We start from the raw sequence: 21,484 nt of genomic DNA, 5'->3' as shown, positions 1-21,484 counted from the left end.
GTCCTCAGACGGGAAGGAAGTTGATCGGGTGGCTGTCGGTCGCCCACAGGTACTGCACGGCGTACGCCCGCCAGGGCCGCCAGGCCGCCGCGCGGGCGGTGAGCGCGGCCGGGGTGGACGGCAGGCCGAGTTCCCGTGCGGCGCGCCGGATGCCGAGGTCGGTGGGGAGGAAGGCGTCCGGGTCGCCCAGGGCGCGCATGGCGATGACATCGGCGGTCCAGGGGCCGAATCCGGGGAGTGCCAGGAGACGGGCGCGAGTCTCCTCCCAGTCGCTTTCCACGCCCAAGTGGAGTGTTCCGTCCGCGAGTTGACCGGCCAGGGTGAGCAGTGTCGTACGACGGGTGCGGGGCATCGCCAGCGACTCGGGATCGAGGGCGGCCAGTGCCTCGGGGGCGGGGAAGAGGTGGGTGAGGCCGCCTTCGGGGTCGTCGACGGGCTCGCCGTGCACGGCGGCCAGGCGGCCCGCGTGGGTGCGGGCGGCGGCCGTGGAGACCTGCTGGCCGAGCACGGCCCGCAGCGCGAACTCGCCCTCGTCCACGGTGCGCGGCACGCGCCGGCCGGGGGCCTTGTCGACCAGGGGCGCGAGGAACGGGTCGGTGCGCAGTTGGTCGTCGATGGCGACCGGGTCGGCGTCCAGGTCGAGCATGCGCCGGCAGCGGCTGATGGCGACCGGAAGGTCCCGCAGGTCGCCGAGGGTGAGGCGGCAGGCGATGTGGTCCGGCTTCGGGGTCAGCGTGGCGATCCCGTGGCCGTAGGGCAGGCGCAGGGTCCTGCGGTAGGCGCCGTCGCGCCACTCCTCGACGCCGGGTACGGCGGTGGCCGCGAGGTGACCGAAGAGGTTGTCCGGGTTGAGCGGGGCGCGGAACGGCAGGCGCAGGGAGAGGGCGCCCGGGGTGCCCGGGGAGCCAGGGCTGCCCGGTGTGCCGGGAAGCGTGCCGGGCTCGGTGGGTCGCCGAGGAGCGCGGGTGCGCAGTCCGCTGGGCGACAGGGCGAACACCTCGCGCACGGTGTCGTTGAAGGTGCGGATCGAGGAGAAGCCGGCGGCGAAGGCGATCTCCGCCATGGGCAGGGCGGTCGTCTCGATCAGCAGCCGGGCGGTCTGGGCACGCTGGGCGCGGGCGAGCGCGAGCGGTCCGGCGCCGAGTTCGGCGCGGAGCTGGCGCTCGATCTGGCGGGTGCTGTAGCCGAGGCGGGCGGCGAGTCCGGGCACGCCCTCGCGGTCGACGACTCCGTCGGCGATCAGCCGCATCGCGCGGGCCACGGCGTCGGCGCGCTGGTTCCACTCCGGTGAGCCGGGGCTGGTGTCGGGGCGGCAGCGCTTGCAGGCCCGGAAGCCGGCCTGCTGGCAGGCGGCCGCGCTCGGGTAGAAGGTCATGTTCTCCGGCTTGGGCGGCACCACCGGACAGCTGGGCCGGCAGTAGATGCGGGTGGTCAGGACGGCGGTGAAGAACCAGCCGTCGAACCGCGCGTCCTTGGACTGGACGGCGCGCACACAGCGCTCCCGGTGGGTGTACATCCCTTTCTGCATGCGTCCAGCATCCGGCACCGGGCGGCCCGGGGCTGGCGGGAATCCGACATCGACCTCGTGTGTCCTGGGTCCGTGGCGATCGCGTCTTGCGTCCGTGGCGATCGCGTCCCGGGTCCGTGGTGATCGTATCGAGCCGTGGCGATCGTTCCGTGGCGATCGTGTCGACCCGTGGGGATCGCCCTCGGAGGGACGAGGCTCTCCGGCGCTCCGGAGGCATGGAGACGATCCTGGAGGCATGGAGCAGCAGCCGCTCGTCACCTTCGGGCACGGTACGGCGGACCGCGAACGCCTCACGGAGCTGATCCGGGCGGCGGGGATCGCCGCCGTGGTGGACGTCAGGACCGCGCCCGGAAGCCGCCACAACCCGGACGTGGGCCGGGAGGGGCTGCTGCGGTGGCTGCCCGAGCGCGGGATCGCCTACCGCTGGGAACCGCGACTGGGCGGATTCCGCACAGTGCCTCCGGACTCGCCGGACACCGTCTGGCGCAACGAGGCCTTCCGCGGTTACGCCGCACACACGCGCACGGGCGAGTTCCTCGACGCGATCGCCCGGCTCCTCGACGAGGCCGCGCTGCGGCGGACGGCCGTCATGTGCGCGGAGGCGGTCTGGTGGCGTTGCCACCGCCGTGTCATCGCCGACTTCGTGGTGCTCGCCCGCGGACGGCCCGTCGTGCACCTGATGCACGACGGCCGGCTCGTCCCCCATCGGCTCGGCGAGGGAGTACGTCTGCGCGAGGACGGACTGCTCGTCTACGACGGCCGGCGGTCCTCGGACCGGCCCGAAGAGGGACGTGCACAGCCCGACGACGGAACCTAGGGTGGGGGATGCAGGTCTGGGGGGTGGACAGGGACCAAGGACGGTTCTGAACCATGAGGGATGTACATCGGCTCGAGCCCGTCTCGGCGAACCTGGGCAGCGGCACCGTGCTCGCGGCGTGGGAGCGGTTCGTGCGGGGCGAGGACCACGTCCCGGACGTCCGGCCCCTGGTGGCGATCTCCTGGCACCGCTGCCGGGAGCAGTACCGGGTGGATCCCCACCTCACGCGGGCCCCGGTGGCCGTCGCGGAGCCCGACCACACGCCCGAGCACGACGTCGTGTTCGCCGAGTTGGGTTTCCGTGCCGCCTCCGTCGCCCATGAGGTGGGCGGCCTCGGTGGCGTCGTCACCGTCACCGACGCCACCGGCAGGATCCTGGCCGAGTGGGGTGACCAGGCCACGCTCGCCCGGGCCGGCGAGGCCAATCTGGCGCCCTGGTTCTGCTGGTCCGAGTGCGCGGTCGGCACGAACGGCATGGGCACGGCGCTGGAGGCGCACGGACCGGTACCGATCAGGGGCGCGGAGCACTGGTGCCAGGCGTTCCACGACTGGGTCTGCGCGGGCGTCGCGGTGCGTGACGTGGTGACCAAGGACCCGATCGCGGTCATGACCATCTGCTGCTGGCGCAGCCCGCTGCCCGCGTCCGCGAGCGGCTGGCTGGCGAACGCGGTCACCATGACCCAGTACCCGTTGAAGAGGCGCGCCCGGGACAGCGGCGCCGAGCTGGTCGCGGCCTGCACGCAGGCCAGGGCGCGCTCCGGTGCGGCGCTCGCCGCGGTGGACACCGCGGGCAAGGTGGTGATCGCCGACGACATGGCGAGCGTGCTCCTGGGCGTCCCCGCCTGCACCCCGGCGGTCGACCCCACATTGCGCTGGAAGCCCGGGCTGCCGGAGCTGATCGCGGCCGCCCGGTACGCCACGGGGCAGGCGGCCCACAATCCCGACTGGGTCGGCTCGACGCAGATCTTCGCCCATCTCGCCGACGAGCCGACGTCGATCGGCATCCGGCCCGTCTTCTCGTCGGGGCGCCTGATCGGGCACCTGGTCTCGTTCGGTGCGTCCGACGGGGCGCAGGTGCCGCAGGTGGAGGGACCCGCGCATCCTCGGGTGCCGCCGCGCCGGCTGGTCGCGGTGCGCGACAACCGGCTGGTGCTGCTGCGGCTGCCGGAAGTCTCCTTCGCCGAGTCGCGGGGCAACGACGTGTGGCTCTCCACCGATCAGGGGCGGCTGCGGGCCGCCTCCGTGAGCCTGGACAAGCTCGACAGTGAGCTGGCGGACGCCGGATTCCTGCGGGTGCACCGCCGGTATGTGGTCAACCTCGGCCGCATCCGGGAGATCGAGCGCGGGCTCAAGGGCGAGCTGTCCCTGGTCATGGACGGCCGGACCAGCGAGATGGTGCCGGTCTCCCGGCGGAACGCGCCGGCCGTGCGTCGCGCGCTGGACCTCTGAGTCCCCCGGCACCACCGCTGTTCCCGGAAGGAGGGTCCCGTGACGGACAGTCGGGACGCCGTTGCCGGCGCGATGAACCCCGGGGGCGCGTGCAACCGCGACTGGTGGCCGGGCCGGCTCGACCTGGCGGTCCTCCGGAAGCACCCCGCCATGGCCGACCCCATGGGCGAGCGCTTCGACTACGCCGCGGAGTTCCGGACGCTCGACCTCGACGCCGTGGCGCGGGACGTCGACGAGGTGCTGACGACGTCGCAAGAGTGGTGGCCGGCCGACTTCGGCCACTACGGGCCGCTCGTGATCCGGATGGTGTGGCATTGCGCCGGGACGTACCGCGTCGACGACGGCCGCGGTGGCGCGGGCGCCGGCATGCAGCGTTTCGCGCCGCTGAACAGCTGGCCGGACAACCGCAACCTCGACAAGGCGCGCCGGCTGCTGTGGCCGGTGAAGAAGAAGTACGGCCGCACGATCTCCTGGCCGGACCTGATGGTCTTCGCGGGCAACCGCGCCCTGGAGACGATGGGCTTCACGACCTTCGGCTTCGCCGGCGGCCGGGCCGAGGTCTGGGAGCCCGACGAGGACGTCTACTGGGGTCCCGAGCGCGCCTGGCTCGGCGACGAACGCCACGGGGGCGTCCGGAAGCTGGAGAGTCCGCTGGCCGCCGACCAGATGGGCCTCATCTACGTCAACCCGGAGGGTCCGAACACCGTCCCGGACCCGCTCACCGCCGCCCGGGACATCCGCGAGACGTTCCGGCGCATGGGGATGAACGACGAGGAGACCGTCGCTCTGATCGCGGGCGGCCACACGTTCGGCAAGACCCACGGCGTGGCCGACCCGGACACCTGCCTCGGCCCCGAACCCGAGCGCGCCCCGCTCGAACAGCAGGGCCTGGGCTGGAAGAGCGGGTACGGCACGGGAAAGGGAGCGGACGCCATCTCCAGCGGGCTGGAAGGCACGTGGACGCCCACCCCGACGAGGTGGGACAACGGCTTCCTGGAGACCCTGTTCGGCTACGAGTGGGAGCTGGAGCTGAGTCCCGGCGGTCTGTGGCAGTGGATCCCGAGGGACGGCGGCGGGGCCGGCACCGTGCCGGACGCCCACGACCCGTCGGCGACCCACGCCCCGACGATCCTGACGACGGACCTCGCGCTGCGGTCGGATCCGGTCTACGAGCCGATCGCGCGGCGCTTCCTGGAGCACCCGGACCAGCTCGCGGACGCGTTCGCACGCTCCTGGTTCAAGCTGACGCACCTCGACATGGGCCCGGTCCGGCGCTACCTCGGGCCGCTGGTCCCCCGGGAGACGCTGCGCTGGCAGGACCCGGTCCCCGCCGTGGACCACGAATTGGTCGGGGCGGCGGGCATCGCCGCGCTCAAGAGGCGGATCCTCGCCTCCGGGCTGTCGGTCTCCCAGCTCGTCTCGACGGCGTGGGCGTCGGCCTCGACGTTCCGCGTCAGCGACAAGCGGGGCGGGGCGAACGGTGCCCGCATCCGCCTGGAGCCGCAGCGGAACTGGGAGGTCAACGACCCCGGCACGCTGGCAGGGGTGCTGCGCACCCTGGAGGGGATCCAGGAATCCTTCAACAGCGCCCAGACCGGGGACAAGAGGATCTCGCTGGCCGACCTCATCGTGCTGGGCGGGGCCGTCGCCGTCGAGCAGGCCGCCAGGACCGCCGGCCACGACGTCCAGGTCCCCTTCGCACCGGGGCGCACGGACGCCGCCCAGGAGTGGACCGACGTGGAGTCCTTCGCCCCACTGGAGCCGGCCGCGGACGGGTTCCGCAACTACCGCGGCAAGGGCGGCCGGCTGCCGTCGGAGCACTCGCTGGTCGACCGTGCGAACCTGCTGGACCTGAGCGCGCCCGAGATGACCGTCCTCGTGGGTGGCCTGCGGGTGCTGGGCGCCAACCATCGGCAGTCGCCGCTGGGTGTCTTCACCTCGGCGCCCGGGTCGCTGACCAACGACTTCTTCGTGAATCTGCTCGACATGGGCACGGAATGGAGCCCGACGTCCGCGACCGGGGAAACCTTCGAGGGCCGCGACCGCGCCACCGGCGAGGTCAAGTGGACCGGCAGCCGCGTCGACCTCGTCTTCGGCTCGGACTCCGAGCTGCGTGCCCTCGCCGAGGTCTACGCGAGCGACGACGCGCGGGAGAGGTTCGTGCGGGACTTCGTCGCCGCGTGGGACAAGGTCATGAACCTCGATCGGTACGACCTCGCCTGATTCCTCCGCCCCTCCCGACGGCGGCACTTCGGGTACGAACGGTGGCTGGTCACGGACGAACGGCATGCGCCGCCCGGTGTGATTCCTCCGGCGTAGCGTGCTCTTTGATGACTAATTTTTTACCTTTTTCGGCGCGAATTTCATAAATTCGTGAATTCAAGGTCCCTTCGGATTCGGGTGAGGAGAGTGAAGCCCCGATGACGACCGCGCAGGAACGGTCCAGCCTCCTTGACAAGATCGGGTTGGCCGGACAGAACAAGGCAGCGCTGGGGCAAGTGCTGGGAACCGGAAGCATTGGGCAGGCCACCGTGAGGCCGGACGGCCGGATGGAGGCCACCATTCGCATCCACCCGGACGAGCTGGCCTGGGATCCCTCCATTCTGGTCATGCCCCACGGAGGCGATATCGAGCTCGAACTCGTCAATGACGACCTGAACACGCACTGTGCGCTCCTGCCCAGCAATGGCGACCGGAAGTTCATCTGGCTGGTGAACCATTCGCGAGGACGGGCGGCCCTCAACCTCGACGGACCGGGCTACTACTGGTTCGGCTCCCCCACCGGCAATGACGAGGGCCGGGGTCTGACCGGGGCCATCGTCGTCATGGGTGACGCTCCGCCGGAGGCCCGCCTCGACCGGCCCGAACAGCCGCGGCCGTAGGAAGAAGGAGGTGGAGCACATGGCCGTCGAGTACGTGGACGCGGGCTGGGCCGTCGACCAGGGAAGCCTGAGCGGCAAGGTCGCGGGCGGGGACATCGCGCCGCCCGTGGTGGCCGGCGTCGACTACGAACGCCTGCTCAACGCCCGCGAGGAGCCCCAGAACTGGCTCACCTACTACGGCGCCTACGACGGGCAGCGGTACAGCCCGCTGGGCCAGATCAACACGGAGACCGTCAAGCGCATGGTCCCCGCATGGGTCTTCCAGGCCGGCACGACCGGACTGATCGCGGGCGCGTCGACCTACTCCTTCGAGGCAGCCCCGATCGTCGTCGACGGGGTCATGTTCCTCTCCGGCTGGGACGGCTGGGTCTGGGCCCTCGACGCGAAGACGGGTGTGGAGATCTGGCGGTACAAGCACGCGGTCCCCTTCGACGTGTCCCTGTGCTGCGGGAACGTCAACCGCGGGGTCGCCGTGGCGCAGGGGAAGGTCTTCTTCGTCACCGCGAACGCCCGTGTGCTCGCGCTCGACGCCACCACCGGCAAGCGGGTCTGGGACAGGACCTACGGAGACGTCCGCGCCGGGGAGAGCGCCACCCTCGCCCCGCTGGTCGTGAAGAACCTGCTCATCGTCGGCAGTTCCGGCGGCGAGTTCGGCGTACGGGGCCACCTCGACGCGTTCGACCTCGAGACCGGCGAGCACCAGTGGCGCTGCTACACGGTGCCGAAGCCCGGGGAGCCCGGCTCGGAGACCTGGCCCGCCGACGGCGAGGCCTGGGCCCGGGGCGGGGCGAACTGCTGGGTCACCGGCACCTTCGACCCGGAGACGAACCTGCTGTACGTCGGCACCGGCAACCCGGCGCCCGACTTCGACGGAGCCGTCCGCGAGGGCGACAACCTCTTCACCGACAGCATCATCGCCGTCGACGTGGACAGCGGTCAGATCCGCTGGCACTACCAGTGCACCCCGCACGACGTGTGGGACTACGACAGCATCGCCGAGTGCATCCTGTTCGAGCGGGACGGACGCAAACTGCTCGGGCACTTCGACAAGAACGGCTACTTCTTCGTCCTCGACCGCACGAACGGCGCGAGGGTCGGGATCACCCCCTTCGTGGACCGCATCACCTGGGGAGCGATCACGAGGGACGGCCAGGTGACGGCGAAGGCGTACCCGGACGAGGAGGGAGTGCCGGTCCACTTCTACCCGGGTCCGGCCGGTGCCAAGGAATGGACGCACGCGGCTTACAGCCCGAAGACCGGGCTCTTCTACGTCCCGGTCCAGGACACCGGGGCCACGGCCACCCGGCGGCGCCGGGAGTTCAAGGAGAGCATTCCGTACTGGGGCGCGGGCGTTCAGGTGGACATCGAGGACATGGCCGGGTCCATCAGCGCGTTCGACGCGAGCGGCGAGGAGAAGTGGCGGTGGCGCAACGAACTCCCGATGTGCGCCTCGGTGCTGGCCACCGGCGGTGATCTGGTGTTCGCCGGTGAGGCCTCCGGGGAGTTCAACGCGCTCGACGCCCGTACCGGGGAACTGCTGTGGCAGTTCCAGTGCGGAAGCGGCCACCACAGCAACCCGACCACCTACATGGTCGACGGCAGGCAGTACATCGCCGTGCCCGTCGGCTGGGGCGGATGGGCCGAGGGATTCCTCCCCGGCATGCTCGGCGCGGGGCACGGAAGCGCCCTGATGGTCTTCGCCCTCCCGGAATCGCCGTAGCGCGTGACCGGAACCTGCCCCCTTCGGGCAGAGAGGATTCGGGCAGAGAGGAGGTGCATCCATGGAGTCTCAGCTCGAAGTGCTGGAAGCGCTCGAAGTGTGGGAGCCGCCCGAGTTCGAGGAGATCGCGGTCGCGGCCGAGGTGACCATGTACGTCGCCCGGATGGAGGACTAGCGGACTGGCGGACTGACGGACGTGGGACGGCGCCGGACCCGGTCCGGCGCCCTCCGAGGGTTCAGTACGGCCACGGACGACCGGGCCGGGCGACGGACCCGGACCTCTTCGACGAACGGAGTGCCGGCGTGTTGCTGCGCGTGCTGGGCTCGGCGGCGGGGGGCGGCTCCCCGCAGTGGAACTGCGGCTGCCCGGTGTGCGCCGCGGTCCGCTCCCGGGGCCTCGCGCGCACCCAGTCGTCGGTCGCGGTCAGCGCCGACGGCCGCCGGTGGTTCCTCATCAACGCCTCGCCCGACGTCCGCGCCCAGATCGAGGCCTTCCCCGCACTGCACCCGCGCGACGACCGGACGACGCCGCTGGAGGCGGTGCTCCTCACCGACGCCGAGCTGGACCACACGCTGGGCCTGCTGCTGTTGCGCGAGGCCCGCGCCCTGCGGCTGTACGCCACACCGGCGGTGCGCGAGACCCTGTGCGTCGGCTCGGGAATCCTGCGCACGCTCGAACGCTACTGCCCGGTCGAGTGGCGGGCGGTGACCCCCGGCGCCGGCCTGGCCCTCGCCCTGGCGGACGGGCTGTCCTGCCGGGCGTTCGACGTGCCCACCGGCAAACGCGACCGGTTCGGAACCGGGCAGGACCACGGCCGCGTAGTGGGCTACCGGCTGACCGACGAGCGCACCGGCGGGACGCTGGTGTACCTGCCGGGGGTGCAGTCGCTGGCGCCGGCGGTGCGCGGGGAGATCGAGGGCTGCGCATGCCTGCTGATCGACGGGACCTGCTGGAGCGACGACGAACTCGTACGGCTCGGCCTGGCCGGCAGGACGTCCAGGGAGATGGGCCATCTGCCCATCGACGGCCCGGACGGCAGCCTGGCGCAGCTCCCGTCGCTGGGCGTGCGGCGGACGGTCTTCGTGCACATGAACAACACCAACCCGATCCTTCTGGAGGACACTCCCGAACGTCGTATCGTGGAGAAGAGCGGCATGGAAGTGGCCACGGACGGCCTAGAGGTCCAGGTGTAGAGCCGTGACGACAACGACCACGAGAACCGGCGCCGACGGCTTCGTCGAGGCGTTGCGGGCCCACTCGCGGCGCTACCACGACCAGCACCCGTTCCACGTCCGGATGAACGCCGGCCGGCTGAGCCGCCGGCAGGTGCGGGGCTGGGTGGCCAACCGCTTCTACTACCAGGAGAACATCCCCCGCAAGGACGCCGCGATCCTCTCCAACTGCCCCGACCTGGAGGTCCGGCGCCGCTGGATCCGGCGGATCACCGACCACGACGGCACCGCCGCCGGCGAGGGCGGCATCGAGGCGTGGCTGCGCCTCGGCGAGGCCGCGGGGCTGACCCGCGAGGAGGTCCGGGACCACCGGCACCTGGTGCCCGGGGTGCGGTTCGCCGTCGACGCCTACGTGAACTTCGCCCGGACCCGCCCGTGGGTGGAGGCGGTGGCGTCCTCGCTCACCGAGCTGTTCGCGCCCGATCTGATGACGGCGCGGCTGGCCGCGTTCGAGCGGTGGTACCCGTGGATCGACCCCGAGGGCCTCGCCTACTTCCGTACCCGGCTGGAGCAGGCGCCCCGCGACTGCGAGCACGCCCTCGAAGTGGTCACGGCGCACTGCCTCTCCGCCGAGTCCCAGGCACGCGCCGTCGACGCGCTGTCGTTCAAGTGCGACGTCCTGTGGAGTCTGATGGACGCCGTCGACCAGGCCTATCCGGAGTGACCACCATGGACCCGACCCCCACCGGAACGACCCGGACCACATCCGGGACCCGCCCCTTCGTCGAGGTGTCCGGCACGGACCGGCCCCGCCTGGCGCGCCATGTCCGGCTGGCCTACTCCCGGACCAGGCAGCGTCCGGTCCTGCTGCACCCCGAGACGGTGGTGGTGCTGAACGGCAGCGGCGCGGAGATCCTCAAGCTGTGCGACGGGCGGCACACCGTGGCCGAGATCATGGCCGAGCTGGGCACGCGCTACGAGTCCGTCCCCGACGACCAGGTGCGGCGGTTCCTGGCCCGGCTCGTGGCCCGGCGCTGGGTGGAGCTCGCCGATGGATAGCCCGTTCGGGTTGCTCGCCGAGCTCACCTACCGCTGCCCGCTGGCCTGCCCGTACTGCTCCAACCCGCTGAACCTGGGCGACTACCGGGACGAGCTGACCACCGACGAGTGGCGGCGGGTGCTGGCCGAGGCGGGCGATCTGGGGGTGCTCCAGTGCCACCTGTCCGGCGGGGAGCCGCTGCTGCGGCGCGACCTGGTGGAGATCGTGGCAGACGCCCACGACCTGGGTCTCTACACCAACCTCATCACCAGCGCGGTCGGGTTCTCGCGTCCGAAGGCCGAGCGGCTGCGGGCCGCCGGCCTGGACCACGTGCAGGTCAGCATCCAGGCCGACGAGCCGGCCGTGTCCGACCGGATCGCCGGGATCCCGTCCTTCGAGCGCAAGGTCGAGGCGATGGGCGTGGTCAAGGAGCTGGGCTGGCCGCTCACCGTGAACGTGGTGCTGCACCGGTACAACATCGACCGCGTCGCCGACGTCCTCGGGCTGGCCGAGAAGGTGGGCGCCGACCGGGTGGAGCTGGCCAACACCCAGTACTACGGCTGGGCCTGGCGGAACCGTGACGCGCTGCTGCCGAGCCGGGCCCAGCTCCAGGCGGCCGAGGTCGTCGTACGGGCCGCCCGCGAGCGGTTGCGGGACCGGATGGACGTCATCTACGTCCTCCCCGACTACTACAGCCGCTACCCGAAGCCCTGCATGAGCGGCTGGGCCTCCCGGCAGCTGACCGTGACGCCGAACGGTGACGTCCTGCCCTGCCCGGCCGCCCAGTCCCTGCCGTTGCCGCGGGCCAGCGTGCGGGAGGACTCGCTGGCGCGGATCTGGACCGAGTCCCCGGTGATGACCGCGTTCCGGGGTACCGACTGGATGCCGGAACCGTGCCGGAGCTGTCCCCGGCGGGAGGTGGACTTCGGCGGGTGCCGCTGCCAGGCGTTCCTGCTCACCGGCGACGCCGCCCGCACCGACCCGGTCTGCCATCTGTCGCCCGACCACGACCTGGTCGCCCGGGCGGTCGAGGCCGCCAACGCCGGCTCGCGCGCCGAGGCCCTTCGGCTGATCCCCCGCTCGCACCGGGGCCGCCGGCCGGATCGAGCGGGCCGGGCCGCCTCCGGGGCCGAATGAGCGGTCGTACTAGCCACCGAACACCAACGGCAGCACCGCCGCCGCGATGATCAGGCTGACCCCGCTCACCAGGTCCGCACGGATCCGGACGAGGCGCGCCGCGGCCCGCCCGAGCTGGAGCCCGATCAGCGACATCACCGCCGTGATGAGGCCGAAGACGGGGGCCGAGAACCACGGCGAGAGCCCGAGGATGCCCAGGCTCGCGCCGGCGACCAGGTTGTCCAGGCTCAGCGTCAACGGGATGCCGAACAGCGCCCACGGCTGGTCCAGCTCGTCCGGCTCGGGGTTCCGGAGGGACGCGATGACGAGGTAGAGGCCGTACCCGCCGAGCGCGACCGCGCCCACCACATCGGCGACGCCCCCGACGACCTCCCCGATTTCGCGGCCGATGAGCAGCCCGACCAGCGGCATGACCGCGTCCCACAGTCCGAAGGTCAGCGCGACCTGCATCGCACGCTTCAGACCGAAGGGGACGGTGCCGAGCGCTATCGACACCCGGAAATTGTCCAGGCCGAGCACGAAACCCAGGCCCAGCATTTCCCAGATCATCGCGACGTCACTGCCCCGACGTCACTGCCCGATGACGACCGACGCCGGCGTGAGCGGCTGTGCCTCGGCTCCTACCCGCCATAATCAGCCATGATATAGGGCGATTTGCCGGAGTTCCGCTCCGTATGGGGGGTAGCCGGGTCAGCCGACGCGTGCGGCGAACGCCTCGTAGGCCCGGTCGTCGAAGAGGACGAAGCGGACCTCTTCGACCGAGGTGCCGGTCTCCCTCACGGTCTCCACCGCGATCCGGGCCGCGTCGTCCATCGGCCAGCGGTAGACGCCGGTGGAGATCGCCGGGAACGCCACGGTGCGGGCGCCCAGCTCGTCGGCGACGCCGAGGGACGCGCGGTAGCAGGAGGCCAGCAGGTGCGAGCGGTCCTCGGTGCGGCTGTGGACGGGGCCGACGGTGTGGATCACCCAGAGGGCGTCCAGTTCGCCGGCCGTGGTGGCGACCGCCTGGCCCGTGGGCAGGCCTTTGCCGTAGCGGGAGGCGCGCAGGGCGCGGCACTCCTGGAGGATCGCGGGGCCGCCGCGGCGGTGGATGGCGCCGTCGACGCCACCGCCCCCGAGGAGGGAGGAGTTGGCGGCGTTGACGATCGCGTCGGCGCGCTGCCTGGTGATGTCGCCCTGGACGAGCGTGATGACGGTGGTCATGTCTGCCGCAGCCTCCTCCAGACGGCCTTCGCGGCGTTGTGCCCCGACATGCCGTGCACGCCGGGGCCGGGCGGGGTGGCCGACGAGCAGATGAAGACGGCCGGGTGCGGGGTGCTGTACGGGAACAGCGACGGCTTCGGGCGCAGCAGGAGCTGGAGCCCGGAGACCGAGCCGGAGGCGATGTCGCCGCCGACGTAGTTGGCGTTGCGGGCGGCGACCTCGGGCGGGCCGGCGGTGGCGCGGGCGAGTACGCGGTCGCGGAAGCCCGGGGCGAAGCGTTCCAGCTGGCGTTCCACGGCGTCGGTGAGGTCGCCGGTCCAGCCGTTGGGGACATGGCCGTACGCCCAGAAGACCTGCTTGCCCGCGGGGGCGCGGGTGGGGTCGGCGACGCTGGGCTGGACCGTGATGAGGAAGGGCCGGTCGGGGGCGCGGCCCTCGCGGGACGCGGCGCGCAGCGCTGTGCCGATCTCGGCGCTGTCCGCGCCGATCTGCACGGTGCCGGCGCCGCGGGGCTCCCGCGCGGTCCACGGCACCGGGCCGTCCAGGGCGTAGTCGATCTTGAAGACGCCGGGGCCGTAGCGGTAGCCGTCGTAGTAGCGGCCGAGGCCGGCGATACGGGCCAGCGCGGTGGGCGAGGTGTCGAAGACGTACGCCCGCGCGGGCGGCAGGTCGTCGAGGCGCTTGACCTCGTAGTCGGTGTGCACGGCGCCGCCGAGGTCCTTGAGGTACGCGGCGAGGGCGTCGGAGATCGCCTGGGAGCCGCCGCGGGCCACCGGCCAGCCGCGGGCGTGCGCGGCGAGTGCGAAGATCAGGCCGACGGCGCCGGTGGCGAAGCCGCCGAGGGGGGCCATGACGTGGGCGACGAGACCGGCGAAGAGGGTCCTGGCCCGCTCGTCCCGGAAGCGGCGCATCAGCCACGTGGACGGGGGCAGGCCGACCAGGCCGAAGCGGGCCAGGGTGACCGGGTCGCGCGGGAGCGCGGTCAGGGGAAGCGACATGAAATCGCGGGCGAGGGTGTCCCACCTGGGCAGGAACGGCTGGACCAGCCTGCGGTAGGTGCCCGCGTCGCGCGGCCCGAAGGAGGCGGCCGTCTCGGCGACGGAACGGGCCAGCACGGCCGCGGTGCCGTCCGGGAAGGGGTGCGCCATGGGCAGCTCGGCGTGCAGCCACTCCAGGCCGTAGCGCTCCAGGGGCAGGGCGCGGAACGCGGGCGAGTTGATGCCGAGGGGGTGCGCGGCGGAGCAGGGGTCGTGCCGGAAGCCGGGCAGGGTGAGCTCCTCGGTGCGGGCACCGCCGCCCACGGTGTCCCGCGCCTCGAACACCGCCACGTCGAAGCCGCGGCGGGCGAGCTCCACGGCAGCGGTCAGTCCGTTCGGCCCCGCACCCACCACGACCGCATCGAGCATCGACGGCACCTTCGGACCCCCTAGTCAGCCGATGGCCACTCGGCCCCAGGATATGCCGCACCCCTGACACCCCGAGGGCGGGGCAGCGGGCTCGGGAACGGGGTGGTGTCGCAGGGGCTTGCCGGGATCGGGGGGCCGAGGCCCAGCGTGACCGGACTCGCGGGGGTCGGGGTCGGGGTCGGCCGTACCCGGACTCGCCGGGGTCGGGGTCGGCCGTACCCGGACTCGCCAAGGTCGGGACCGGTGCCCGCCGTACCCGGACTCGTCGGGATCAGGGCGCCGGGGGCGGGCCTTGCACGCCGGGCGAGGGGGTGTGGGCGTCCGGGGCGGTGAGGAGGCCGGTGATGTGGCGGGCCGTCGCCATGTCTCGCGCCGCTGTGAACGGGAGGGTGTTGCCGCCCGTGATGCGGAAAGGAGTGCCGGTCAGGGTCAGGTGGGTGCCGCCGGCCTCCTCGACCAGGAGGAGGCCCGCCGCGTGGTCCCAGGCCGCCTCCCAGCAGAAGGCCGTGGCGTCCAACTCGCCCCGGGCGACGGCCAGATACTCCAGCCCCGCCGACCCGCAGGGACGCGGCGCGACACCGTCCGACCACAGGCCGCGCAGGGCCCGCTTCTGTTCGTCCGTCGTGTAGTCGGGGTGGGACGTGGCGACTTCGAGCGGCCGCCCCGGCTCGGGCGCACCGCAGCGCAGGCGTACGCCGTCGAGGAAGGCGCCCTGACCCCGTACGGCCGTGGCGAGTTGGTCGTACGCCGGCGCGTACGTCCAGGAGGCCAGCACGACCCCGTGCCGGGCGAGGGCCACCAGGGTGCAGAAGCCGGGGTCGCCGTGCACGAACTGCCGTGTGCCGTCGACCGGGTCGACGATCCAGACGGGGGCGTCGCCCCGTATGGCCTCGTAGACCGCCGGATCGGCGTGCACCGCCTCCTCGCCGACCACGACCGAGCCCGGCAGCAGGGCGCCGAGCGCGTCCGTGAGGTGCCGCTCGGCCAGCCGGTCCGCGTCCGTCACCAGGTCGTGCGGTCCGGACTTCTGGTCCACCTCGTGCTCCGCCAGCCGCCGGAAGCGGGGCATGATCTCGGCCGCGGCGGCCTTGCGGACCGCCTCCTCCACGTCGGCCGAGTGACGTGCGAGAAACTCTTCGATGGTTTCCGTCTCTTCGATCATGTCTCTATGAGACCATGCCCCACTGACATTCCCCGCCGGGCCGGTGCACTCCGGATGGAATCGGCGTGAACACCCGTCATCGGACATCCCGGCACGTCCGGTGCAGGCCCGCGGCCGGCGCGCGGCGGAAGCCGGCCGGCCTCACCGGCCGACCGCGTACCCCTGCATCCCCCGCGGGTTGGCGGCCGCGGACAGGATGCCGGTCTCGGGGCAGCGGGCGACGGCACACAGGCGGCCCTCGGACCAGGGCCCGCCGACGGTCACGTCATGACCGCGGCGCCGCAGTTCCCTGACGACCTCCGCGTCCATGCGGGACTCGACGGTGACGCTGCCGGGGCGCGTCCCGCGCGGATAGAAGGAGCCGGGGAAGCTGTCGTTGTGCCAGTTCGGCGCGTCGATGGCGCCCTGGAGGTCGAGGCCCCCGCGGACGGCGGCGCGCAGCGCGACCGCGAGGAGGAAGTGCAGCTGCCACTGGTCCTGCTGGTCCCCGCCGGGCGTGCCGAACGCCATGACGGGCACCCCGTCGCGCAGCGCGATCGAGGGGGTGAGGGTGGTGCGTGGACGGCGGCCCGGCGTCAGCGAGTTGGGCAGGCCCTCCTCCAGCCACGCCATCTGGAGCCGGGTGCCGAGCGGGAAGCCCAACTCGGGCACGACGGGGTTGGACTGGAGCCAGCCACCGCTGGGGGTGGCGGCGACCATGTTGCCCCAGCGGTCGACGACGTCGATGTGGCAGGTGTCACCGCGCGTGCCGCCGTCGGCGGCCACGTCGGGTTCGCCCGGCACGGGTGACGCGGGACTCTTGGCGAACGTCGGCTCGCCGACGCCCATCGCGTCGAACTCGCCCTCGCTGGCGGCCACCGCGTGCGCGTGCGTGCTCAGCCGCGGGACGCGCCCGCCGGGACTGCCGGGCCGCAGCTCGTACGAGGCGGCGGCGCCGACCAGCCTGCGCCGCTCGATGTTGTACGGCGCCGACAGCAACTCCGTCAGCGGCACCTCGGCGGCGTCCCCGTACCAGGCCTCCCGGTCGGCCATGGCGAGCTTGCAGCCCTCGATGAGCAGGTGGACGTAGTCGGCGGAGCCGTACGGGGGCAGTTCGGACGGGAGGAGGGCCAGTTGCTGGAGGAGCACCGGGCCCTGGCTCCAGGGGCCGGCCTTGCACACGGTCCAGCCGTTCCAGTCGTACGTCGCCGGAGTCTCGTAGGTCGCGGACCAGGCGGCGAGGTCGGCGGCCGTCAGGGTGCCGGTGTGCCGTTCGCCGCTGGTGTCCAGCGTCGGCCGCCCGGCCTGCCGGACCAGCGCCTCGGCGATGAAACCGGTGCGCCACGCCTCCCGCGCGGCCTCGATCCGCGCCTCCCGGTCCCCCGCGCCGGCGCTCTCGGTGAGCACCCGCTCCCAGGTGGCGGCGAGCGCGGGGTTGCGCAGCAGCGTGCCGGGGCGCGGCGAGTGTCCGCCGGGCAGGTAGACCTCGGCGGACGAGGTCCACTCGGTCTCGAACAGCCGCCGCACGGTCTCGACGGTCTCGCCGACGCGCTCCACGGGCGCGTGCCCGTGCTCGGCGTACCCGATGGCGTACTTGAGGACGTCGTCGAGGGACTTCGTGCCGTGGTCGCGCAGCAGCACCATCCACGCGTCGAACGCGCCCGGCACGGCGGCGGCCAGCGGGCCGGTGCCGGGTACGAGGTCCAGCCCGAGCGCCCGGTAGTGCGCGACCGTGGCCCCGGCCGGGGCGACACCCTGCCCGCACAGCACCCGTACCTCGCCGCCGGCCGGGGCGAGCAGGATCGGCACCTCACCGGCGGGTCCGTTCAGGTGCGGCTCCACGACGTGCAGTACGAAGGCCCCGGCCACGGCCGCGTCGTAGGCGTTGCCACCGTCCTCCAGCACGGCCATCGCCGACTGCGAGGCGAGCCAGTGGGTGGAGGACACCATGCCGAAGGTGCCCTGGAGGGTGGGCCGGGTGGTGAACATGCGGTGTCTTACCTCGCTGTTTCCGCGCGTCGGTCGGTCCGGGCGAACGACCTCATCTCACCGCACGTCCGCCGGCAGCTCAATCCTCCCGGCGTACGCCCCCTGGTTCTCCTCACCGACATGCTGCTCGAACGTGATGTCGGCGCCGCCGTACGGGATCAGGAAGCCGAAGTCCAACCGGTGACTCCTGATCCGGTACGTCTTCGCGTCCAGGACCAGCACTTCGTCAAGGCCGGAGAGCGTCAACCGGGCATCCTCGACGGCCACTCCCGCCGTGCGGAGCTGTTCAGCCGTCGGATCGAACTCGCGCTTCGCCTTCTTCGCCCAGGCCCGGTCCGCGACGGCACTCAGCTTCCGCTTGCCGCTCGCGACGCGGAGTTCCACCGTGCCGTCGCCCGTCCCGGTCACCTTCACGTCTCCCCCGGTGGCCTTCGCGTACGTCCGGAACTCCTCGACGACCGCGACCGGGTCCTCGACCTTGTTCCGCATCTCCGGGTCGGTGACGGGTGCGTGCCTCCAGGGCGCGTCACCCTCCCTCAGGTAGGCGGTGCCGTCGGCGACGTACATCTCCTCGTTCTTCCTGGTCCCCTTGCTGCTGGTGGTGACGCCCTCGGACCGCAGCACCTCCGGCTTCATCGAGCGCCGGACCGTGGCCCGATAGGTCGCCGCGTTCTTCTGCCCCTGGAGAGTGAGCCCCTCCTCCCCCTTCACGGAGAAGGTCCAGGCGGGCTCCTCGGCCATCGCCTTCGCCGCGAGGTCGAGGAAGTCCAACGGCGACTCGGGCGTCGCGGACGGCTCGGGCGTCGCGGACGAAGGCGCCGCCACCTCGGGGCTTCCCGCCGCCCCGGCCGGCTCCCCCGCCTCAACTCCACATGCGTCCAGTGAGAACACGAGCGGGAGTACGAGCACAAGGGCACACCGGAGGCGAGTTCGCATGGACCTTTTCCTTACGTCACGGCGGAGCGGCGCGGACTGTACAGCAACACTCGGCCGCGATCATCCCGACGGTCATTCCGCGCATATCGACACACACGACGGCTCGTCCTCGACCTGATCACTCCGGAACCCGGACGCCCCGCCCCCGGTCTGCACAGAGGCGCTGCACAGCGGCGACACCATCGACGATCCAGCCCTCGTGAAGGAGTACCGCAGGTCGTACGATCTGCTCAGGGCCGCCGCACTGCCTCCGGAGGCGTCCCTCGCCCTGATCGAGGAAACGGCTGAGGATGACCGAAATGGCAAGCAGCGGGATTGACTTGACCACCGCCATCCGGCGCAGGAGCAGCTACAGCAAGGGCGACGGCGGGAGCTGCGTCGAGGTCGCCGACGGTCTCACGGGTGTCGCCCCCGTCCGCGACTCCAAGCTCTCCCGCGGCCCGGTTCTCACGGTCACGGCCCCCGCCTGGACGTCGTTCGTCACGGCTCTGAAGAACGCCCCCGCCCCACAGGCTTCGTAGGCTCCGACTGGCGCTTCAGCACGACGGCTCGGCGCCACCCGGTTGGGCGTGGTTCGTCCTCACCGCGTCTTTCTACGCGCATGGACCGGCGCCCTACGCGCATGGACCGGCGCCGAGTCTCCGTTGTATCGAGAAAGGCTCAGAATCCGTGTCGTTTCCCCCGCCGCCCCCTCCTCCTCAGCCGCCCGCGTCCGCGCCCGGCCCAGGACAGCCCTGGGGACCACAGTGGAACCCGGCGGGACAGCCGGTTCAGCCGACGCTGAACGGCTTCGCGGTCACGGCACTGGTGACGTCACTGGTGTGCCTCGCACCTCTGGGATTGATATTCGGCATCGTCGCGCTGGTGCAGATATCCAGGAAGGGACAGCGGGGCAAGGGGCTCGCGATTGCCGGGATCTCCGTCTCCGGTGCCGTTCTGCTGCTGGCCGCCCTCGTCGCGGGGACGGCCGACTTCAAGGTGTGGACGCTTCCCGGCAGAGACAGCAGCGGCGAGGTCACGAGAAGCGGGTGGACCACGATCCTCTCACTCCGCACCGGTGACTGCTTCAACCCGGGCACCGAGATAGAGCGGGACAAATCAACACTGAATGACGCGAGTGTGGAGCTGGTGCCGTGCGACACGTCGCATCGAGGGGAGGCCTACGCCTCCTTCACGCTCTCCGGACAGCGGGACTTCCCAGGCACCGACACGATCGCGGCGATCGCGATGCCGCGGTGCGCGAAACTCTTTCTCGACTACTCGCTCGACCCGGTGGCCCACGGGCCGTTGCAGACCTACTACTACTATCCGGCCGAACAGAGCTGGGCAGCCGGGAATCGCACCGTGCGGTGCTGGGTGGCCCCGAAGGGCGACGCCGAACTCGACACCACGGTCAAGCGCGACGCGTCCGATCTGGACTCCGGTCAGCTGGCCTTCCTCTCCGCCGTGAAGCCGCTGAACGCGGCAGGCGTGCTCCGTCCGGCGGAGGGCCCCCGGCAGGACCTCGCCGGCGCCAAGGCCTGGGCCGGCCAGATGGCCGAGGCGCAGGCCGAGACCATCCGGCTGCTCAAGGACGCCGACCTGCCCGGGGCTCAGCGGCCGGCCGGACAACTCGTGGCGGAGCTCGAAGCGGGGCTGCCGTTCTGGCGGCAGGCCACCAAGGCGTCCGACGCGGACACCTTCCTCGGGCATCTGCGCTCGGTGAACGAGCACAACGGAGACACGTACGTCCGCCGGATCCGAGAACTGCTGGACCTGCCCCTGCCCAGCGCACAGCCGACGCAGGCACGCCACGACGGGGCCGCCCCGGCATCCACAGCTCGAACATCCACCGCTCCGGCACCCGTGTGACCTCGCCCGCTCCCACCCGGCCCGCGGGAACACCATGGAAGCCCGCGGTGTTGGTCTGCTGCGGCAGATCGGAGGTCGGACGGTGCATGGTGAGTACAAGGTCCCGGGCGGCAAGCTCGTCGTCGTGGACGTGGAGGTCGAGGACGGCTCGCTGCGGCACGTACGCGTGGCGGGCGACTTCTTCCTGGAGCCGGACGAGGCCCTGGAGGCCGTGAACCGCGCGCTGGAGGGCGCACCCGCGGACACCGCCGCGGCGGGCCTGGCCGCCCGCATCGACGCGGCGCTGCCCGAGGGCACCGTGATGTACGGGCTGACGTCCGAGGGCGTCGGGATCGCGGTGCGCCGCGCGCTGGCGCACGCCACGGACTGGACGGACTACGACTGGCAGCTCGTCCACGAGGGCCCGCAGTCCCCCGCGCTGCACATGGCACTGGACGAGGTGCTGACGGCGGAGGTCGCCGCGGGCCGGCGTCCGCCGACCCTGCGCGTGTGGGAGTGGGCCGCGCCCGCGGTGATCATCGGCAGTTTCCAGTCGCTGCGCAACGAGGTGGACCCCGAGGGGGCGGCGCGGCACGGCGTCGAGGTGGTGCGCCGGATCTCCGGCGGCGGCGCGATGTTCGTCGAGCCGGGCAACACGATCACGTACTCGCTGTCGGTGCCGGAGGCGCTGGTGCAGGGGCTCTCCTTCCAGGACAGCTACGCCTACCTGGACGACTGGGTGCTCGGCGCCCTCGGCGACATGGGGATCCGGGCCTGGTACCAGCCGCTGAACGACATCGCCACCGACCAGGGAAAGATCGCGGGCGCCGCGCAGAAGCGGATGGTGGGGCCGGGCGGAGGTCCCGGAGCGGTGCTGCACCACGTGACCATGTCGTACGACATCGACGCCGGCAAGATGATGGAGGTGCTGCGGATCGGGCGGGAGAAGCTGTCCGACAAGGGCATCGGGAGCGCGAAGAAGCGGGTGGACCCGCTGCGCCGGCAGACCGGGCTCGCCCGCGAGGCGGTCATCGCGCGGATGGTGGAGTCCTTCCGCGCCCGGTACGGGCTGACGGACGGCAAGGCGACCGACGAGGAGCTGGCCCGCGCGCGGGAGCTGGCGCGGACGAAGTTCGGTTCGGAGCGGTGGACGGCGCGGGTGCCGTAGCGTCCAGGCACGCTGTCACCGGCCCCGACTGCTCGGCAGGGACGAGGAGTTGCTCCGCGCGGCCTCA

Annotated in this window: 20 protein-coding genes and 1 pseudogene; 14 read left to right on the top strand and 7 right to left on the bottom strand. The window is 72.1% G+C overall.

The features are described 5' to 3' along the window. Window positions 1-4: 4 nt before the first annotated feature. A complete protein-coding gene (locus tag ACIQMV_RS10670; protein ID WP_402592350.1) occupies window positions 5-1,528 on the bottom strand; it encodes an AlkA N-terminal domain-containing protein in 1,524 nt (507 codons plus the stop codon). A gap of 235 nt (window positions 1,529-1,763) precedes the next feature. Here ACIQMV_RS10670 and ACIQMV_RS10665 point away from each other — a divergent pair, with 235 nt between their 5' ends. The 10 genes from ACIQMV_RS10665 (at window position 1,764) to pqqE (ending at window position 11,744) form a co-directional block, all read left to right on the top strand. Then, window positions 1,764-2,345, top strand: coding sequence for a DUF488 family protein (locus ACIQMV_RS10665; RefSeq protein WP_402592349.1), 582 nt, complete (start codon window positions 1,764-1,766; stop codon window positions 2,343-2,345). A 53-nt stretch (window positions 2,346-2,398) separates the two neighbouring features. Then, complete coding sequence (locus tag ACIQMV_RS10660; RefSeq protein WP_402592348.1) at window positions 2,399-3,793, top strand: LytTR family transcriptional regulator DNA-binding domain-containing protein; 1,395 nt, start codon at window positions 2,399-2,401, stop codon at window positions 3,791-3,793. A 72-nt stretch (window positions 3,794-3,865) separates the two neighbouring features. Next, on the top strand, window positions 3,866-6,016 hold the full coding sequence (katG, locus tag ACIQMV_RS10655) for a catalase/peroxidase HPI (protein WP_402592464.1): 2,151 nt from the start codon (window positions 3,866-3,868) through the stop codon (window positions 6,014-6,016). A 197-nt stretch (window positions 6,017-6,213) separates the two neighbouring features. Further along, window positions 6,214-6,675 (top strand): MSMEG_3727 family PQQ-associated protein, encoded by a 462-nt coding sequence (locus ACIQMV_RS10650; RefSeq protein ID WP_402592347.1) that lies wholly within the window; start codon window positions 6,214-6,216, stop codon window positions 6,673-6,675. A 19-nt stretch (window positions 6,676-6,694) separates the two neighbouring features. Continuing rightward, entirely contained in the window at window positions 6,695-8,395 is a 1,701-nt protein-coding gene (locus ACIQMV_RS10645) for a PQQ-dependent dehydrogenase, methanol/ethanol family (protein ID WP_402592346.1), read from the top strand. A gap of 61 nt (window positions 8,396-8,456) precedes the next feature. Continuing rightward, entirely contained in the window at window positions 8,457-8,570 is a 114-nt protein-coding gene (pqqA, locus tag ACIQMV_RS10640; RefSeq protein WP_141356837.1) for a pyrroloquinoline quinone precursor peptide PqqA, read from the top strand. Between the two features lie 128 nt (window positions 8,571-8,698). Further along, on the top strand, window positions 8,699-9,589 hold the full coding sequence (gene pqqB / locus ACIQMV_RS10635) for a pyrroloquinoline quinone biosynthesis protein PqqB (protein WP_402592345.1): 891 nt from the start codon (window positions 8,699-8,701) through the stop codon (window positions 9,587-9,589). A 4-nt stretch (window positions 9,590-9,593) separates the two neighbouring features. Beyond that, a complete protein-coding gene (gene pqqC / locus ACIQMV_RS10630) occupies window positions 9,594-10,292 on the top strand; it encodes a pyrroloquinoline-quinone synthase PqqC (RefSeq protein WP_402592344.1) in 699 nt (232 codons plus the stop codon). Window positions 10,293-10,297: 5 nt separating this feature from the next. After that, complete coding sequence (pqqD, locus tag ACIQMV_RS10625) at window positions 10,298-10,627, top strand: pyrroloquinoline quinone biosynthesis peptide chaperone PqqD (protein ID WP_141356843.1); 330 nt, start codon at window positions 10,298-10,300, stop codon at window positions 10,625-10,627. Then, complete coding sequence (pqqE, locus tag ACIQMV_RS10620; protein ID WP_402592343.1) at window positions 10,620-11,744, top strand: pyrroloquinoline quinone biosynthesis protein PqqE; 1,125 nt, start codon at window positions 10,620-10,622, stop codon at window positions 11,742-11,744. The genes pqqD and pqqE overlap by 8 nt, the downstream gene beginning before the upstream one ends. A 9-nt stretch (window positions 11,745-11,753) precedes the next feature. Here pqqE and ACIQMV_RS10615 read toward each other — a convergent pair whose 3' ends face one another. The 6 genes from ACIQMV_RS10615 to ACIQMV_RS10590 all read right to left on the bottom strand — a co-directional run bounded on the left by ACIQMV_RS10615 (window position 11,754) and on the right by ACIQMV_RS10590 (window position 18,308). Then, complete coding sequence (locus ACIQMV_RS10615; RefSeq protein ID WP_402592342.1) at window positions 11,754-12,281, bottom strand: manganese efflux pump MntP family protein; 528 nt, start codon at window positions 12,279-12,281, stop codon at window positions 11,754-11,756. A gap of 153 nt (window positions 12,282-12,434) precedes the next feature. Continuing rightward, window positions 12,435-12,947 carry an O-acetyl-ADP-ribose deacetylase gene (locus tag ACIQMV_RS10610; protein ID WP_376504824.1) on the bottom strand — a complete coding sequence of 171 codons (513 nt, stop codon included), beginning with the start codon at window positions 12,945-12,947 and terminating at the stop codon, window positions 12,435-12,437. Beyond that, window positions 12,944-14,353 carry a phytoene desaturase family protein gene (locus ACIQMV_RS10605; RefSeq protein WP_402592341.1) on the bottom strand — a complete coding sequence of 470 codons (1,410 nt, stop codon included), beginning with the start codon at window positions 14,351-14,353 and terminating at the stop codon, window positions 12,944-12,946. Before ACIQMV_RS10605 ends, ACIQMV_RS10610 begins: the two co-directional genes overlap by 4 nt. Window positions 14,354-14,624: 271 nt before the next feature. Continuing rightward, on the bottom strand, window positions 14,625-15,515 hold the full coding sequence (locus tag ACIQMV_RS10600; protein ID WP_402592340.1) for an inositol monophosphatase family protein: 891 nt from the start codon (window positions 15,513-15,515) through the stop codon (window positions 14,625-14,627). A gap of 141 nt (window positions 15,516-15,656) precedes the next feature. Then, window positions 15,657-17,483, bottom strand: coding sequence for a gamma-glutamyltransferase family protein (locus tag ACIQMV_RS10595; RefSeq protein WP_402592339.1), 1,827 nt, complete (start codon window positions 17,481-17,483; stop codon window positions 15,657-15,659). A gap of 57 nt (window positions 17,484-17,540) precedes the next feature. Next, window positions 17,541-18,308: a hypothetical protein gene (locus ACIQMV_RS10590; protein ID WP_402592338.1), complete on the bottom strand. Its 768-nt coding sequence runs from the start codon at window positions 18,306-18,308 to the stop codon at window positions 17,541-17,543. Between the two features lie 241 nt (window positions 18,309-18,549). On the opposite strand from ACIQMV_RS10590, the pseudogene ACIQMV_RS10585 reads away from it, so the two are divergent. The 4 genes and pseudogenes from ACIQMV_RS10585 to ACIQMV_RS10570 form a co-directional block, all read left to right on the top strand. Further along, a pseudogene (locus ACIQMV_RS10585) lies at window positions 18,550-18,738 on the top strand (Scr1 family TA system antitoxin-like transcriptional regulator); the annotation flags it as partial. Further along, window positions 18,719-18,940, top strand: coding sequence for a DUF397 domain-containing protein (locus tag ACIQMV_RS10580; RefSeq protein WP_402592463.1), 222 nt, complete (start codon window positions 18,719-18,721; stop codon window positions 18,938-18,940). The pseudogene ACIQMV_RS10585 and the gene ACIQMV_RS10580, both read left to right, overlap by 20 nt. Before the next feature lie 148 nt (window positions 18,941-19,088). After that, entirely contained in the window at window positions 19,089-20,270 is a 1,182-nt protein-coding gene (locus tag ACIQMV_RS10575; RefSeq protein WP_402592337.1) for a DUF4190 domain-containing protein, read from the top strand. Between the two features lie 82 nt (window positions 20,271-20,352). Beyond that, a complete protein-coding gene (locus tag ACIQMV_RS10570; RefSeq protein ID WP_402592336.1) occupies window positions 20,353-21,417 on the top strand; it encodes a biotin/lipoate A/B protein ligase family protein in 1,065 nt (354 codons plus the stop codon). The last annotated feature ends 67 nt before the right edge of the window (window positions 21,418-21,484 follow it).

This window comes from Streptomyces sp. NPDC091412 (genome assembly GCF_044756885.1).
GTDB lineage: Bacteria > Actinomycetota > Actinomycetes > Streptomycetales > Streptomycetaceae > Streptomyces.
This window is presented reverse-complemented; position numbering and strand designations above follow the sequence as displayed.

Excerpts from the sequence above, each read along its gene's own strand:
- pqqE (WP_402592343.1), top strand. The coding sequence starts at position 10,620 with ATGGATAGCCCGTTCGGGTTGCTCGCCGAGCTCACCTACCGCTGCCCG.
- ACIQMV_RS10665 (WP_402592349.1), top strand. The coding sequence starts at position 1,764 with ATGGAGCAGCAGCCGCTCGTCACCTTCGGGCACGGTACGGCGGACCGC.
- ACIQMV_RS10670 (WP_402592350.1), bottom strand. The coding sequence starts at position 1,528 with ATGCAGAAAGGGATGTACACCCACCGGGAGCGCTGTGTGCGCGCCGTC.
- ACIQMV_RS10600 (WP_402592340.1), bottom strand. The coding sequence starts at position 15,515 with ATGATCGAAGAGACGGAAACCATCGAAGAGTTTCTCGCACGTCACTCG.
- ACIQMV_RS10645 (WP_402592346.1), top strand. The coding sequence starts at position 6,695 with ATGGCCGTCGAGTACGTGGACGCGGGCTGGGCCGTCGACCAGGGAAGC.
- ACIQMV_RS10580 (WP_402592463.1), top strand. The coding sequence starts at position 18,719 with ATGGCAAGCAGCGGGATTGACTTGACCACCGCCATCCGGCGCAGGAGC.
- ACIQMV_RS10605 (WP_402592341.1), bottom strand. The coding sequence starts at position 14,353 with ATGCTCGATGCGGTCGTGGTGGGTGCGGGGCCGAACGGACTGACCGCT.
- katG (WP_402592464.1), top strand. The coding sequence starts at position 3,866 with ATGAACCCCGGGGGCGCGTGCAACCGCGACTGGTGGCCGGGCCGGCTC.
- ACIQMV_RS10650 (WP_402592347.1), top strand. The coding sequence starts at position 6,214 with ATGACGACCGCGCAGGAACGGTCCAGCCTCCTTGACAAGATCGGGTTG.
- ACIQMV_RS10610 (WP_376504824.1), bottom strand. The coding sequence starts at position 12,947 with ATGACCACCGTCATCACGCTCGTCCAGGGCGACATCACCAGGCAGCGC.
- pqqA (WP_141356837.1), top strand. The coding sequence starts at position 8,457 with ATGGAGTCTCAGCTCGAAGTGCTGGAAGCGCTCGAAGTGTGGGAGCCG.
- ACIQMV_RS10595 (WP_402592339.1), bottom strand. The coding sequence starts at position 17,483 with ATGTTCACCACCCGGCCCACCCTCCAGGGCACCTTCGGCATGGTGTCC.
- pqqD (WP_141356843.1), top strand. The coding sequence starts at position 10,298 with ATGGACCCGACCCCCACCGGAACGACCCGGACCACATCCGGGACCCGC.
- ACIQMV_RS10615 (WP_402592342.1), bottom strand. The coding sequence starts at position 12,281 with ATGCTGGGCCTGGGTTTCGTGCTCGGCCTGGACAATTTCCGGGTGTCG.
- ACIQMV_RS10660 (WP_402592348.1), top strand. The coding sequence starts at position 2,399 with ATGAGGGATGTACATCGGCTCGAGCCCGTCTCGGCGAACCTGGGCAGC.